This window comes from Pseudarthrobacter sp. P1 (assembly GCF_050156935.1).
In the GTDB taxonomy this organism is placed as follows: Bacteria; Actinomycetota; Actinomycetes; order Actinomycetales; family Micrococcaceae; genus Specibacter.
In genome coordinates this window covers 446638-462375 of record NZ_CP189584.1, presented here as the reverse complement: position 1 = coordinate 462375, position 15738 = coordinate 446638, and the positions used below count along the sequence as shown (strand labels likewise).

The 15738-nt window shown below is 63.8% G+C and carries 14 protein-coding genes; 10 read left to right on the top strand and 4 right to left on the bottom strand.

Translation table 11 applies throughout. The annotated features are described in order from the left end of the window. Window positions 1–1083 precede the first annotated feature (1083 nt). The 6 genes from ACQCSX_RS02045 (at window position 1084) to ACQCSX_RS02020 (ending at window position 8348) form a co-directional block, all read left to right on the top strand. Complete coding sequence (locus ACQCSX_RS02045; RefSeq protein WP_427017439.1) at window positions 1084–2127, top strand: LacI family DNA-binding transcriptional regulator; 1044 nt, start codon at window positions 1084–1086, stop codon at window positions 2125–2127. After that, entirely contained in the window at window positions 2124–3098 is a 975-nt protein-coding gene (locus ACQCSX_RS02040; protein WP_427017438.1) for an ABC transporter permease, read from the top strand. Before ACQCSX_RS02045 ends, ACQCSX_RS02040 begins: the two co-directional genes overlap by 4 nt. Before the next feature lie 7 nt (window positions 3099–3105). After that, entirely contained in the window at window positions 3106–4065 is a 960-nt protein-coding gene (locus ACQCSX_RS02035; protein ID WP_427017437.1) for a carbohydrate ABC transporter permease, read from the top strand. Between the two features lie 87 nt (window positions 4066–4152). Next, complete coding sequence (locus ACQCSX_RS02030) at window positions 4153–5763, top strand: ABC transporter substrate-binding protein (RefSeq protein ID WP_427017436.1); 1611 nt, start codon at window positions 4153–4155, stop codon at window positions 5761–5763. A 108-nt stretch (window positions 5764–5871) separates the two neighbouring features. After that, the gene (locus ACQCSX_RS02025) at window positions 5872–7380 is read left to right on the top strand and encodes a glycoside hydrolase family 32 protein (protein WP_427017435.1); all 1509 of its coding nucleotides are present in this window, start codon (window positions 5872–5874) and stop codon (window positions 7378–7380) included. Between the two features lie 26 nt (window positions 7381–7406). Beyond that, complete coding sequence (locus ACQCSX_RS02020) at window positions 7407–8348, top strand: carbohydrate kinase family protein (protein WP_427017434.1); 942 nt, start codon at window positions 7407–7409, stop codon at window positions 8346–8348. Window positions 8349–8483: 135 nt separating this feature from the next. Here the strand turns inward: ACQCSX_RS02020 and ACQCSX_RS02015 are convergent, their stop codons facing one another. From ACQCSX_RS02015 to ACQCSX_RS02005, 3 genes are all read right to left on the bottom strand, one after another. Continuing rightward, on the bottom strand, window positions 8484–8924 hold the full coding sequence (locus tag ACQCSX_RS02015; RefSeq protein WP_427017433.1) for an IS5 family transposase: 441 nt from the start codon (window positions 8922–8924) through the stop codon (window positions 8484–8486). A gap of 1438 nt (window positions 8925–10362) precedes the next feature. After that, entirely contained in the window at window positions 10363–10803 is a 441-nt protein-coding gene (locus tag ACQCSX_RS02010; protein WP_427017432.1) for a universal stress protein, read from the bottom strand. Beyond that, window positions 10803–11438 carry a V-type ATP synthase subunit D gene (locus ACQCSX_RS02005; RefSeq protein WP_427017431.1) on the bottom strand — a complete coding sequence of 212 codons (636 nt, stop codon included), beginning with the start codon at window positions 11436–11438 and terminating at the stop codon, window positions 10803–10805. Before ACQCSX_RS02005 ends, ACQCSX_RS02010 begins: the two co-directional genes overlap by 1 nt. Before the next feature lie 263 nt (window positions 11439–11701). On the opposite strand from ACQCSX_RS02005, the gene ACQCSX_RS02000 reads away from it, so the two are divergent. The 4 genes from ACQCSX_RS02000 (at window position 11702) to ACQCSX_RS01985 (ending at window position 14937) form a co-directional block, all read left to right on the top strand. After that, the gene (locus tag ACQCSX_RS02000) at window positions 11702–12949 is read left to right on the top strand and encodes an IS256 family transposase (RefSeq protein WP_427017430.1); all 1248 of its coding nucleotides are present in this window, start codon (window positions 11702–11704) and stop codon (window positions 12947–12949) included. 155 nt (window positions 12950–13104) lie between these two features. Continuing rightward, window positions 13105–13284, top strand: coding sequence for a hypothetical protein (locus ACQCSX_RS01995; RefSeq protein ID WP_427017429.1), 180 nt, complete (start codon window positions 13105–13107; stop codon window positions 13282–13284). Then, the gene (locus tag ACQCSX_RS01990) at window positions 13281–13991 is read left to right on the top strand and encodes a cytochrome b N-terminal domain-containing protein (RefSeq protein ID WP_427017428.1); all 711 of its coding nucleotides are present in this window, start codon (window positions 13281–13283) and stop codon (window positions 13989–13991) included. Before ACQCSX_RS01995 ends, ACQCSX_RS01990 begins: the two co-directional genes overlap by 4 nt. After that, entirely contained in the window at window positions 13984–14937 is a 954-nt protein-coding gene (locus tag ACQCSX_RS01985; protein WP_427017427.1) for a hypothetical protein, read from the top strand. The genes ACQCSX_RS01990 and ACQCSX_RS01985 overlap by 8 nt, the downstream gene beginning before the upstream one ends. 300 nt (window positions 14938–15237) lie before the next feature. Here ACQCSX_RS01985 and ACQCSX_RS01980 read toward each other — a convergent pair whose 3' ends face one another. Beyond that, window positions 15238–15714, bottom strand: a complete 477-nt coding sequence (locus tag ACQCSX_RS01980) for a universal stress protein (protein ID WP_427017426.1) — start codon at window positions 15712–15714, stop codon at window positions 15238–15240. Window positions 15715–15738: the final 24 nt, after the last annotated feature.

Genomic DNA, 15738 nt, shown 5'->3' with positions numbered 1-15738 from the left:
CCACCATCCGTGTCACCAGGGTTTATCGAGGATGAACAGGCGATACGGGCACCGTGCCGATCCACGGGGTCCGTCCGGAATCACAGCTCCTGCGATCGCGGCTGCACTTGGCCATCCCGGCCGCCAGGAGTTCACGCTCATGGTCGTCCGCGTGTTGGAAGTCGGCTCTGAGCAACTTGCTCCGGGGCCGGAGCGCGCGCACCGCTTCGCGCGGGGTCCGTGCACGTTTACCCGCTGCCGCGATGTTACGGATTGTGATCCGTTCCAGCCGGCGGTGCCGCACATGCCCGCGCGGACGCGAGTGGCAGCGGACGCAACTTCCACGCGCCGTCCGCGTGCCGGTCCTCTACGACCCCTTGGACAAGACAGCGTCATACAGAGGCCCCCTTGGGGACGCCATGGGAACGCTTCAACGGTCAATATGCCCCTGACCTGCTGTAACACTGTGTCCGAGGTGGGACTCGAACCGGATTCCGGACCCTGCAACCACGGGGAAGTTGAGCAAACATGCCGAATCCGGCACCGGTACGGCCGGGTCCGAATGGAATGAGTGTTGACATTGTCAACACCCATTCCATTGGTCAGGAACCACCCCTGGGACAGCTCCTCATTTTGCTACCGTTTCCTCGGGATCCCCAGACCATCGCCGCGTCATCCGCTCAATTGCGGGCCACCATCATTTCCCCGTGCCCGGCAACTTGTATCGAGGCTGACCTTCCATCCAAGTACCGCAACAACCCGTTGTAGGGCCGCAACCTTAGACGAAGCGTACTGTCTCAGCTCCAAGGTCATGAGGCATTCCCACGGCCCACAATCTACGGAGTCGACGCCACGGAGTCCTGCGGTTTCCAAACACCCATGCCGTAACTGCCAATTTCGTTTCCCGCAATTTCACTGCCTCGATTGGCTGTTTTAGCTGATGCTGAGGACCAGAGCCGACCAAGACATGGCAACGATCCACCGGATCGGACACCATCCATGCGGACATCCATCCACTTGTTGACGCCCAATGTGAGCCGTGATACATTTTCTCAGAAGTTATACGAATGACCTGATCAAATTGACTGGCCCAAGGAGGTGCCCATGGCAGGAGTACGGCCAAAGTCCGGACCGACGATGCACGATGTCGCCGCTGCCGCCGGCGTCTCACAGGCCACCGTCTCCCTGGTGCTGAATTCGGCACCCGGATCCCGCTTTTCCGAAGAAACCCGCCGGCGGGTGCGGGACGCCGTTGACCAGCTCGGGTACCGCACCAACGCCCACGCCAAGGTTCTGCGCGAAGGCGTCGCCGGCATGGTCGGATTCATCGGCGACTCCGTCGCTACCTCACCCTTCGCCGGCGCCATTATCGAAGGCGCGCAGGAACGGGCATGGGAAGACGGGCTGCTCCTGCTGACGGTCAACACCGGCGGCGACAAAAAGCTTGAAGCCGCATCCCTGGACACCATGCTCTCCTACAAGGTAGCCGGGGTCGTGTACGCCGCCATGTACCACCGACTGCTGGACGTCCCCTCGGCACTGGCCGGGGTCCCCTCGGTGGTACTGAACTCCCAGGACCGTGCCGGGCACCTCCCCAGCGTCGCCCCGGACGAAGTGAAGGGCGGCTATACGGCCACCCGCCGGCTGCTCGAGGCGGGGCATTCCCGGGTCGGGCTGATCAACATCGAGTCCCTGGAGAGCGGACTCCCCGCCGCCGTCGGCCGCCACGAAGGCTACCAGCGGGCCCTCGAAGAGGCCGGACTGAAGGTGGATCCGTCCCTGGTCCGCTTCGGCCAGGGCGGCGAGGAGGACGGCTACCGGTACGCCATGGAGCTGCTGACGGCAGCGACGCCGCCGACCGCAATTTTCTGCGCGAACGACCGGACGGCGTGGGGCGCCTACCAGGCCGCCTCGGACCTGCGCCTGTCCATCCCGGAGGACCTGTCCATTGTCGGTTTCGACAACCAGACCACCGTTGCGCCACATCTTCGTCCCGGGCTGACCACCCTGGAATTGCCGTTCGTCGCCATGGGCCGGCGCGCGGTTGACCTTCTCCTCCAAGGGGCGGAACCCGATGGCCGGGTCGAGCTCATGGAGTGCCCTCTCATTGAACGCAAGTCCGTAACACATCCCAAGGAGATCCCATGAGCCGCACCATCACGGCCCGAAGCAGGCGTCCATCGGCGGCCGCCTTGCCGCAACGAAGGATTTCCTTTTCGCTTCGCCTGAAAAGAATCTTGAGAGCCTGGCAGTTATACGTATTACTACTGCCGTCCCTCGCCTACATCGCGATCTTCAAGTACTGGCCCATGTACGGGGTGCAGATCGCCTTCAAGAACTACAACCCCGTGGACGGTTTCACCGACAGCCCCTGGGTGGGCTTGCAGCACTTCATCCGGTTCGTCAATTCCTACCAGTTCGGCCAGGTCGTCGGAAACACGTTGTGGATTGCCATTCTGGGCCTGCTGGTGGCCTTTCCGATCCCGATCATCCTGGCCCTGCTGGTCAACCAGCTCCAGAGCGAAAGGTTCAAGAAGTTCACCCAGACGGTGCTCTATTCGCCGGCCTTCATTTCCACCGTCGTGGTCGTGGGCATCATGTTTGTGCTCCTGTCCCCGCGGTCGGGACTGGTGAACAATGCCATCCAGCTCGCCGGCGGCGAACCGGTCTTCTTCATGGGATCCGCGGAATGGTTCCGCCCCATCTACGTCATCTCCGATGTCTGGCAGAACGCGGGGTTCTCCATGATCGTCTACCTGGCGGCCCTGGCCGGCATCGACCCGGCACTGCACGACGCGGCCAAGGTCGACGGCGCCTCCAAGCTCCAGCGCATCAGGCACATCGATCTGCCGGGCATCATGCCGGTCATTACGGTGCTGTTCATTCTGGCCATCGGGAACCTGCTCAACGTCGGTTTCGAGAAGGCGCTGCTGATGCAGACTCCGCTGAACCTCTCCACCTCCGAGATCATCCAGACCTACGTCTACCATGCGGGCCTGCAGCAGGCCCAGTTCAGCTACTCGGCCGCCATCGGCCTGTTCAACTCCGTCCTCAACCTGGCACTGCTGCTGTTCTTCAACACGGTGGCGCGCCGGGCCAACCAAGCGACCCTGTGGTGATGCCAAAATGTCTTTGAAAACCATCCCCGTCAAGACCAACACCCCCTCCGGCACCGCCCGCCCGGTGCGCGCGAAGCAGACGCTGAGGGACAGGTACGGTGACCGCGTCTTCAGCATCACCGCCACAGTGGTCCTGCTGCTGTCCATTCTGGCCGTGGTCTACCCGCTGTACTTCATCGTGATCGCCTCCATCAGCGACCCCAACGCCGTCTACGAAGGCAAGGTCTGGCTGTTCCCCTCCGGTGTGACCATCGAGGGCTACCAGCGGATCCTTGCCGACAGCCGGATCTGGACCGGGCTGGGCAACACCGCCATCTACACCATCGTGGGAACCACCATCAGCGTCACCACGATCCTCGGCGGCGCCTACGCCCTCTCCCGCAAGGACATGCCGGGCCGGAAGTTCCTGATGCTCCTGTTCGTCATCACCATGTTCTTCGACGGCGGACTCATCACCAAGTACCTGGTCGTCCGGGACCTGGGCATGCTCAACACCATCTGGGCCGTCGTGCTCCCGGGCGCCGTCGGTGTCTGGAACCTGATCATCGCCCGGTCCTTCTTCGAACACACCATCCCGGACGAACTGCGTGAGGCCGCCCAGATGGACGGCGCCAACGACTTCAGGTTCTTCGTCAAAATGGTGCTTCCACTGTCCAAGCCGCTGATCATGCTGATGATCATGATCCACGTCGTGGCGCAATGGAACTCGTTCTTCGACGCCCTGATCTTCCTCAACGACGACTCCAAATACCCGCTGCAGCTCGTCCTGCGCAACATCCTCATCCAGTCAGACGTCTCATCCACCGGCACCACCGGTGGCGACATCGCCTCCTATGCGGCAGCGCAAAGGATCGCGGAGCTCACCAAGTACGCCATGATCGTCGTCTCGAGCCTGCCACTGATGATTGCCCTGCCCTTCATGCAGAAGCACTTCACCAAGGGCGCCCTCATCGGCGCCGTCAAATAGCACCCCCTCCCCCAAGCACCACACCACACCACGGCCCACGGCACCCGCCGCGGGCCGGCACAACCACACCCCAGAAGAGGAAAGACCATGGCCATCAGCCGCAAATACGCCGTCCTGGGCGCCGTCCTGGCAGGAACGTTGACGTTCACCGCCTGCTCCGGTGCCAAGTCCGGCGCACCGGAGATCAAAGACGCCTCCGCCGACTTCGGGTTCCAGCAGACCGGATTCCCGATCGTCAACCAGCAGTTGACCCTGAAGTTCTCCGGAACCAAGGCCGCCCTGGCCCCGGACTACAACACCATGGCCGTGGTGAAGGACTGGGAAAAGGACACCAACATCCACATCAACTGGGAAAACCTGCCCGACACGGTCTTCCAGGAAAAGAAGAACCTCATCCTGGCCAGCGGAGACCTGCCGGACGCCTTCTTCAACACCGGTCTGACGGATTCGGAGATTGCCACGTACTCCGCCAGCGGTACCCTGATCCCGTTGGAGGGATTGATCGAGAAGAACGCACCCAACCTCTCCAAGCTGCTCTCGACCCGGCCCGACATCAAGGCAGCCATCACCTCCTCCGACGGGCACATCTATTCCCTACCCTCCGTGGAGGAACTCGGCCTGGTCCAGTTCCCCAACGAACTGGCCATCAACACCGCCTGGCTGGCAAAGCTCAACATCCCCATGCCCAAGACCATCGGCGAATTCCACGACGCCCTGCTGGCCTTCAAGACCAAGGACGCCTCAGGGACCGGCAAGACAATCCCGTTGAGCTTCATGCCCGGTTCCTGGTGCGGGGACATCGTTGACCTGATCGCCGCCCTGGGCGGTGTGCCGGACAACATGGACCACCGCATCGTCCAGAACGGCAAGGTCATCTACACCCCCACCCAGGACGGCTACAAGAAGGCCATCGCGACCCTGCACCAGTGGTACCAGGAGGGCCTGATCGATCCGGAATCCTTCTCCCAGGACGACAAGGCCTACCTGGCCAAGGGCAAGGCCAGCACAGAAAACCTCGGCTCGTTCGTCTGGTGGGAAATCCCCGAGATGGTCGGCGCTGACCGGGCCAGCGACTATACCCTCGTGCCCGTCCTTCAAGGCGTGGACGGCAAACGAATTGCCAGCCAGTCCAACAACCAGGAAATCGCCCGCGGCGCCTTCGCCATCACCCGGGCCGACAAGTACCCTGCCGCCACCATGCGCTGGGCCGACAACCTCTACGACCCCATCCAGTCCGCCCAGGCCAACTGGGGACCGATCGGTGAAACCCTCCAAAAGGACGCCACCACCGGGCTGCTGACCCAGATCCCCGCCCCGGCCGGCACCAGCGAAGGCGAACGCCGCCAGATGGTCGCCCCGGGCGGGCCGAAGGCCAACACCGCGGAGAACTTCACAACCGTCGTCGCTCCCGAACCGCGCGCCGCGGACCGCCAGAAGACGGTCAACGAGAACTACAAGCCCTTCGCCGGCAATGACGGCTACCCACCGGTGGCGCTCTCCAACGACGAACTCCAGCAGATCAGCAGCATCGAGACCGACTCCGCCTCGCTCGTGAAGCAGAACACCGCCAAATGGATCGTCTCCGGAGGCATCGACCAGGACTGGGACGGCTACGTCTCCCAGCTCAAGACCATCGGCGTCGACAAAATGATCGAGGTCTACCAGCAGGCCTACGACCGCTACAAGAAGAACTCCTAACCCGCCAGCGGCAGGGTGGGCCGGCGCGACAGCCACCGGCCCACCCTGCCGCCAGGGAACCCGCATCGCCGATACCCCGCGCCAGCAGAGAAACGAGATCCTGCCCACATGACTGCCTCGACCGCCACGACGGCCGACACCTTCCGCCCTGCCCTGCACTACGCAGCACGGAACACGTGGCTCAACGACCCCAACGGCCTGATCCACCACGGAGGCCTCTACCACCTCTACTACCAGAACAACCCGGTGGACAACGTCTGGGGCAACATGTCCTGGGGCCACGCCACCTCAGCGGACCTGCTGGCCTGGACCGAGCACCCCGTCGCCATCGCCTGCGACGAGGAAGAAGACATCTTCTCCGGCAGCATCGTCTTTGACCGACACAACACCAGCGCATTCGGCACCGAGTCCCAGGCACCACTGGTCGCCGTGTACACCAGCGCCTTCAAAGCCGGCTCCACCCACCACGGTGTCCAGGCCCAATCGCTGGCCTACAGCCTGGACGGCGGCTACACCTGGACCAAACACGCCGGCAACCCGGTCCTGGACCGTGGATCGGCCGAATTCCGCGACCCGAAAGTGTTCCGCTACGACGGCGACGCCGGCAGCTACTGGGTCATGGTAGCCGTGGAAGCGAAGGACTTCATGGTCGTCCTCTACAAGTCCGAGGACCTCAAGGACTGGGAACTGCTCAGCAGCTTCGGCCCGGCCAACGCGACCGGCGGCGTGTGGGAATGCCCGGACCTTTTCCCGCTGCCCGTGGACGGCGACCCGGAGAACCTCAAATGGGTCCTCGTTGTGAACCTCAACCCCGGAGGACCCAACCACGGCTCCGCCGGGCAGTACTTCATCGGAGATTTCGACGGCACCACGTTCACCTCTTCCACCACTGTCACCGAAGGCCTCCAGGACCCGGCCCGGCTGGGCGAGTACCAGTGGCTGGATTGGGGCCGGGACTACTACGCCGCCGTTTCCTTCAGCGACGCCCCCGACAACCGCCGGCTCATGATCGGCTGGATGAACAACTGGCAATACGCCAACGAGATCCCCACCTCTCCCTGGCGGAGCCCGATGTCACTGGTTCGTGAAGTGTCCCTGCGCACCGTCGACGGCACCCTGCGACTGGCACAGCACGTCGCGGAAGACCCCGCCTCGGTCTCCGGCCTGGCCCCATCGTTCACCCTCGAAGCGGCTGCCATTTCCAACGAAATGGTAGTCCTGGACGGTGCAGCCGGCAGCGTCCAACGCATCGACCTCACGTTCACGCCCGGAACGGCGGCGGAATTCGGGCTGGTCGTCCGCGGCGACGGAACGCAGGGCACCCGCATCGGCATCCAGCCCGCACAGGGACGTATCTTCGTCGACCGCCGGGACTCCGGGCTGACGGACTTCCACGAATCGTTCGCCTCGATCGATTCGGCCCCGCTCCTGGCCATCGACGGCTCCTACCAACTGAGCGTCTATGTGGACCACTGCTCCGTTGAAGTCTTCGCCCAGGGCGGCCTGGTCACCGTGACGGAGCTGATCTTCCCCTCCACCACCAGCACCGGCGTCGCCCTCTACGCCTCCGGCGGCACAGCAACTGTGGGAAGCCTCAACCTCACGCGCTGGTCCTGACCGCAGCATTTGAAAGAGACAATGACATGAACTGCTCCGACCGCGCCTCCCGGCCCCGGGACTTCCTGGACGTCGTCGTCATCGGCGAAGCCCTCATCGACGTCGTCGCCTCGCCCGAGGGCACGAGCGAACATCCCGGCGGGTCGCCGGCCAACGTCGCCTACGGGCTGGGGCTCCTCGGCGTCACCACCGGGCTGCTGACCGCACTCGGCGACGACGGCCGTGGCGCCGCCATCGAGGCGCACTTGAACAGCGTCGGTGTGACGCTGCTTCCGGGCTCCCACTCCCTGGACAGAACCTCATCGGCCACGGCAACCCTCGCCCCGGACGGGTCCGCCAGCTACGACTTCGACGTCGTCTGGGACCTTGAACCGGTCGCTCCGGCCTACATTCCCAAGGTGCTCCACACCGGTTCGATTGCCACCTTTCTCGCACCCGGCGCCGGCGCCGTCAAAACCCTCCTGCAGCACTGCCGCCACGAATGCACAATCACCTACGACCCCAACATCAGGCCCGCCCTGCTCGGCAGCCATGCCGAGGCGCAGTCGACCTTTCAGGACCTCATCGACCTCACGGACGTCGTCAAACTCAGCGACGAGGACGCCAAATGGCTTTACCCCCGCAAGGACCTGGATGAGATTGCCACGCACCTTCTGGGGTTGGGCGCCGGACTGGCAGTCATCACCCAAGGCTCGCAAGGGTCGCTGCTCGCCACACCCGCGGCACGCCTGCACATCCCAGCAGTGGAATCCACCGTCGCCGACACGATTGGTGCCGGCGACTCCTACATGGCAGCCCTGATCATGGGACTCCTCACCCGCGCCGCCGACGGCCTCGCACCCGCCGTTGTGGAGCAGCTGGGCCGCACGGCCTCCATGGCCGCCGCCATCACCGTGCGGCGCCCGGGCGCCAATCCACCGACCACGGAGGAACTGCGGGCCCACCTGGAACAGCGGGCAGGCGTCTAGCCAGGTGGCGGGACCCGGGTCGACGACTTCCCAGCACCTGCCCCGGGACCGCCGACCGCATCAGACCTCAAGAGGAAGCCCTCACATGGAATACCGGAAACTTGGCTCATCGGGCATGTACATCAGCGCCCTGGCCTATGGCAACTGGGCCACCCACGGTGAACAGATCGGCACGGACGCGGCCACGGCCTGCGTCCGCCAGGCCCTGAGATGGCCTCTTTTCCGGGCCGGCAGCCCCCTTTTTCGGGCCCCGGCGGCATGCTGGTGGGCCCTCACCACGGTGGAGTCGATGCTGAGGATCCACTCGACCTCCCCGACGGCGTCGTCCTTGACGATCGCCTCGTCGAGGATTTTCTGCCAGGTCCCGTCCAGCGTCCACTTGCGCAGCCGCTCGTGCGCGGTCTTCCACGGCCCGTAGCGTTCGGGCAGGTCCCGCCAGGGCGCGCCGGTGCGCAGCTTGAACAGGATCGCGTTGATCACCTGCCGGTGGTCACGCCACTGCCCGCCGCGCCCGGAGGCCGGCAGCAGCGGCCCGGTCCGTGCCCACGCCATATCCGTCAGTTCTCCTCGTCCCACCACATTTCAGGACTAACACAACCGGCCACCGATTCACAGGACAGACCCTTGGCGATGGGCAGCCTCTGCACCGGGTTATTGCAGACGGTACTCGAGCAATCTCACTTGGTTCATGAGTGAGTTCTCCGATCAGACGATGATCAACATCGGCGGACGGCCAGGCAAGGGCCTATGAAAGTGGCCTTTGAGGCGGTCTGAGCTCTTGCGGCAATGCAGCGGTCACACTGCGGCAGTGTCTTGCTCCCGTGAAAAGGCATGGGTGATCAATCAGCAGGTGGGATCAGGTTAGATTCGGCTGGACCGCAGTCGTTGTGGGAGGGGAGCGCCAAACGTCTCTCAAAAATGTTCTTGCCTCATCATGTCGCAAGTGCCCGTTCGACCGATGAATAGGTATGCGACAGTAATCCGGACAGCAGGAACCCAGGAAACGAGGACAGGCAAATGGTCAGCAACCAACGCAGCCCACACGTCATGGGCCCGTAATTTCGGGCCGACTGGCCGCGCCAAGCGGACTCCGTGTCAACACTTTGGCGGGTTTTGTCCACAAGCCAGGGCCCAAAGGGCCCCTGACCTGCGGAAACACTGTGCCCGAGGTGGGACTCGAACCGGATTTTTGCCCCTGCCAACACTGGGAAGGCGCGGAAACATGCCGAATCCGGACCAGTCCGGCGGCAAGGGCGTGCACATTGTGCACACCCTCATTTTTCCGCCACCAGTGTGCGCAGGGAACGCTATTGACAGCCCGCATGAGAGATGCGGTCAGCGCAGCCGCCGGCTTCCCCAGAAAACGCGGCGGCTGCCTCAGGAGTCAACAAGACCCCTGCTCCCCTGACGGCGTCCAAGGCTACTTGTAAATTCTTTCCTCCGTGGGCCTCCTCCACCCATGGCGATTTTCGAACAAGAACTGCACGAAGTCGGCACCACACTGGACGAGGCGGACCTCAATGACGACCCGTGGGCGAGGCGGAATGGATGGATCCTCAGATTCGACTCGACCGTCGCCGGGGCCCACCACCGTGCCGCCGGGGCCCTAAAAAAGGGGGGTCCCGGTCCGGAAACGAGGCCATCACAGTGGAGGGAGAAGGGATGGGGCGGTCCCAGGCGGACTGAAGACAAGATCCACCTGCGCGTGGACGGACGCGGAATGCCGATGTCTATCATCCTCATCCCCGACCATGACGGAGAAAATCCTCAGCTGCTGTCCCTGCCAGACGGACACGGTTCACCACCCCGGAGCGGTCCGTCCGGAAGAAGAGTTGGCCGCAGGGGTTCGACCTGGAGGAATGCAAACGCCGCAATGGTGTAAAGCGCTGCTCCAACCGGCCCAGGCAATTCCGCGACGTGGCCGCTGTTTTGGCGGGGAGTTCCGCCACCAACGCCACCCTGTTCTCGATGGCAGGCTCCGGATCTCTTCCAGGCGGCGCATCCTGTGCGGCATTCAGAGTGCGGGCCGCAGAGGTACCACCAGCACGGGGACACCCGAGAACTCCAAAACCCGTAGGGTGTGGCTTCCGATATAGGGGGTGGTGTGGCCCGGTCGGTCCACCAGTGCGACCACGATCAGGGCCGCCTTGACGGCTCGGGCCTCGGCCAGGATTTCAGCGGCGACACGGCCTGATCGCCGGCTGAATGAAACATCCACACCTGCCGCGGCTCCCAGCGCGGCCACATGGCTCAGCGCTGCTTCGGCTCCCAGATCAGCATTCCTTCCCACGGCGGCTTGGTCAACGTCACCGGGACGCCAGTCAAGCAGCCCGGTGTCCCGGACCGTCACGACCCGCAGGCGTGCGCCGAGCCGACGTGCATAGTCGATGGCCACTTCGGCAGCCCGGAAAACTGCCCGGGAATCATTCACCGCCACGATGATCACATCGCCCATCAGTCCCCTTTCCCGCCGACGGCCAGCATCGATCCGGCCGTGTTCCCGGAGTTCTGGTCAGCGGCCCAGCGCAGACGCAGGCTCTCCTCAAGCTCCTGCGCGTCAAGCTGCCGGCGGATTTGGAGCAGTTCATTCTCCAGTCTGGGAATCCAGCGGTTTTCAACCGCCCGCTGCCGGATCCGGGTCGCCGCGAGTTCGGCAGCCAACAACATCTCCGCGCGCTGGGCTGCGGCAACACGCACCCCGGCTTCGAGCGCGCTACGGTGAACGACAGCCGTGTAATGCAGCGCAGAGCTTCCGCCCGTCGGAAGCGCCGCCGGAAGCCGGCATTGTGGATCTTCGGGATAGAGCACGCCCATCGCCCTGCCCCACCGCAGTACGACGCCGGCAGCCTCCAAGGGTGCCGCAGCCGCAATCCGTCCGGTTCCATCCAGGGCGGCAGCGCGGCGCAACCAGAGGGTGGCTTCCTTGGCCAGATCCCCCCACTCGGCGCGAGCTAATTCCGTGCGGATCTGGAGCCGTTCCAGCTCATCCTCCAGGATGCGCTGCTTGCGATCCAGCAGGCGTGCGCCGCGGCGGGCCGTCTCCAAGCGACGCTCGGCCCGGACTTTGGCTGCCCGCCCCATGCCGCTCATGGCCGATCACCCCCGTTGGGGAGGTACCGGTCCAGAAACGCCGTCGACAGCATGCTCAGCTCCTGTTCCGGCAGTGCAGCCAAAGCCGCCCAGACCCGACCCAGGGTATCGTCCAAGGTTCTGGTTTCGTCGGTTCCCTCGGGTTACGTCCCGTGGAGTGGTGTAGATCTCCGCAGTTGCGCGTTGCTCCGGTGACGTAGTGAGCCATCGTGCGATGGTCAGTGAGTACCGATCAAAGAACTCACAAAGGACACAAACACACGATGGCTCTAGCCCAGTCTGCCCTGCTTGACCTCCTCGGACAACTCAAACTCACCGATGTCTCCGACCGGATCCGCACTGCGACCGAAACCCTCTACCAGCAGCTCATCGAGGCCGAGGCGACCGCGTTCATCAGCGCCGCCCCGTTCGAACGCTCCGAGGCACGGACAACGCAGCGCAACGGGTCCCGGCCCAGGACGTTGACGACGACCGCCGGGGATCTGAACCTGAAGATCCCGAAGCTGCGGAACGGGTCGTTTTTCCCGGCCCTCCTGGAGCGCCGCCGCCGCGTGGACCAGGCCCTCTACGCGGTCGTGATGGAGGCCTACCTGCACGGGGTCTCCACCCGCAAGGTCGAGACCAAAGTCAAGGCGCTCGGGGCCGATACCGGGATCTCCAAGTCCGAAGTTTCCCGGATCTGCGAGGACCTGGACCACGAGGTCGGCGCGTTCCGGGTCCGGGACCTCTCGGCCATGGACTACCCGTACGTGTTCCTGGACGCCACCTACTGCAAGGCCCGCGTCGGGCACCGCGTCGTGTCCCAGGCGGTCGTGGTCGCCTTCGGCGTGGCCGCGGACGGGCGCCGCGAAGTCCTGGGCTTCGACGTCGGCGACAGCGAGAACGAGGGATTCTGGACCGCGTTCCTGCGGTCACTGAAGGCCCGCGGGCTGGACGGGGTGAAGCTGGTCATCTCCGACGCCCACACAGGCTTGAAGAAGGCCATCGGCACGGTATGCCAGGGCGCGGGGTGGCAGTGCTGCCGGGTGCATTTCATGCGCAACGTGCTCTCGAGCATGCCGAAGGGATCCCAGGACATGGTTGCCTCGATCATCCGCACCGCCTTCGCCCAACCCGACGCCGGGCACGTGAACACCCAGCTCGACGAAGTCACCTGTATGCTGCAAAAATCCCATCCAAAGGTCGCCGCGATGCTCGACGACGCCCGGGAGGACGTGCTCGCCTTCGCCGGGTTCCCGGCCAGACACTGGCGCCAGATCTGGTCCACGAATCCCATGGAACGCGTCAACAAGGAAATCAAACGCCGCACCGACGTGGTCGGAGTCTTCCCCAACGCGACGGCCCTGCTCCGGCTCGCCGGCGCGGCCCTCGTCGAACAACACGACGAATGGGAAGCCGGGAACCGCCGGTACCTCTCCGAGGCCTCCATGGCCGAACTCCAGACAATGAACACCACACCCGCCACGCCGATAGAGGAGCCGATTTTGCTCCCCGAACTCACGGCCGCATAATCAAATAACTGACCTGCACGGTGTCGAGAAAACTCCACCACTCAGCGGGACGTAACCGTGGCAATCTTGGCGTCCGACGCCAATGGCACGTTGCGGGGCCTGTCCGAAACAAGGCCTAAAGGCAATAACGCGCTGGCCGCTGCAAGGGTTTGATCGTGGTGAAGGCAACCACCAGCAAGGAGGATCGGATGACAGAGGTCATGAGCTCTGGCACCTACTTTGGCTGGGGTGGGTTCATCATCCAGTCGGGCAATTTGGTCGTCATCGTTGTGATGATCGTCTTGTTCGTCCTGGCGCTGGTGATGCCGTTTCCCGGTGGCAAGGGGAGAAAGTGATTACTGGAAGCCAGCCGGCGCTGGAACCCGAGGCCGAAGAAACCGGAGTCCATACGTGGACCGGCAAATCACGCCGTTGGCTGTTGAAACACCTTCCACCGGAGAAGCTATTGCCCGAAGACCAGCCAAGGTACGTGGCATCCTGGGCCTATGTATTCGGCATGGGTGCCGTTGCCGGGCTGGTCTTTATCATCGCCTCCGGAGTGGTGCTCGGCCTCAACGGACCCCAGTGGTACCACGTCTCCGCCCTCGGTCATTTTGTCAACAGTGTGCATCTGTGGAGTGTTGAACTGTTCTTCATGTTCATGGTGGTCCACCTGTGGATCAAATTTTGGGTGGCGGCCTGGCGCGGTGGACGGGTTCTGACCTGGATCACCGGCATGGTGTCATTCCTCGTCTCCGTGGTAGCCGCGTTTACGGGCTACCTGCTGCAGACAAACTTTGATTCCCAATGGATTTCGTTCGAGGCCAAGGACGCACTGAACGCCGTCGGGGTCGGGGCCTGGTTCAACGTCGCCAACGTGGGCCAGATCTTCATGTGGCACATCACACTGCTCCCTCTGGCCGTCGGTGCCGTCGTCGCACTGCATGTGTTGCTGGTTCGGGCCCACGGTGTGGTTCCCCCCTTGGATGCGGCCGAGACGGATGCCCAGCTGCGCGGCCCGGCTGCCCAAACGCCGGACGTAAAGGCGAAAAGCCATGACTAGGCAGCCGACCCAGATGTCTTGGCGGAAGGGCGACAATGTCGCCGGCCGGCCTTGGCACGGTCGCGTCCGCGACTACGATCTCCTCAAGGAACTCACCATCGGCGTTGTTGTCGTGGGCCTGCTGGTATGCGGCTTGTCGGCCGTGTTCAGCTCGCCGGACGAACCCGGGATCACCCTGAAATCGTGGGCGGCGGCTGCGCCGGCGGACTTTGTCGCGACGGCCACCGACGAGCTCGACGGGGACAGCGACACGGCAGGCTATGGACCGCCGTACAACTCGACGCCCGACGCGACCCAGAAGATCGGCTTCATCGACTTGCAGAGTCTTTCCGGAGTGCGCATCCCGATCGATACGGCCAATGACTTCGTCATCAATCCGCTCAAAACGCTGCCCGGACCGCAGCCGGCCCTGGCGGCGTGGACCACGGCCACGGACCAACAACGCACCGCATGGACTACAAGCTACGCGGATGCATTGTCTGCCGCTCCCGACGGCGATCCGGCACAAGTGGCGCCCGGCGACTATGGGCCAGTGCCCTCATTGACCGGGGGGCTGCTGGCCATGGCGACCCAAGGCAGTTTGGACGGCGTCCTCCAAAACGGCGGGGAACCGTACAACCTGGACTACACGCCCACCATCTTGTTCTTGGGCGACGGAACGTATTTTTCAGACCTGGCAACTGCAGCTCATTTGACCGGTGACCAGTGGGGGGTCATGAATGAAACAGGCGACACCCCGGGCCAGTCATGGCTGTGGCTCTTCTCGCTGCTCTACCAGATAGAGCCGTTCAAGTCCTCGGCCAATGCCGACATTCTGGTGGTGTTCACCATGGTGGGGCTCTCTCTCCTGTTGACCCTGCTCCCGTTCATCCCCGGGCTGCGGTCGCTTCCACGGAAGATACCCGTCCATCGGCTGATCTGGAAGGACTACTACAGGAACCGGTGAACCGGCGGCAACCCAGTAAAGCAAGGTTCATGGCCAGCTCGGTTGGCCGCAAACCGGGGTATGACTTGTGGTGTGGAGTCACGGCTGCCAGCCAAAGACCAACTTGCTGCGATGCGGTTCGGACCGACGGGCCCGCCCCTGTCTTCAACGGGCTTCTCATCCTCGAATCAGGCGAGGATCGATTCGATGAGGCTTTCAGGCCGTGGCGCTGGTCATTGTGCTGGCCATCATGGCCCATTCCCCGACCGACGTCATCGTGGCCAAACCATTCGCGGACCAAGCGCCCCGCACCATGGAGGTTTACCCGTGGTTCACGCCTCCGTTGGTCTTGGGCCGGGCAACCAGGACAGCACACGGTGCATGGTGGATGACCTGGCTCGTGACCGAGCCCAGGTGCAGACCGGGGAATCCGCCATGCCCCCGGGAACCAACGACGATGAGATCCGCGTCCTGGGCGGCAGCAAGTATCGCCGATGCCGGGGAATGATCATGAACGACGTGCCCGGTGGCAACCACTCCCCCGGCGGCTGCACTCTCCAATGCCCCGGCCTGGACAGTTTCCGCGATGCGTCGAGGGGAATCTTCGGCCGCGATCTCACCGGCCGCCGTTTCCAGCACGGCCGGATACCACGACATCGGATGGCTGCTCCAGGCCGTGATCAGGCGGAGCTGCCCGTTGCGCTGGCGGGCCTCCTCCACCGCCCAGCTCAGTGCCGTCTGGGAATGCTCGGATCCATCAAAACCAACCACAATCACCAATGGGCTGCTACCGGTCATTAGTCTTCCCTTTCAACGGCGTCT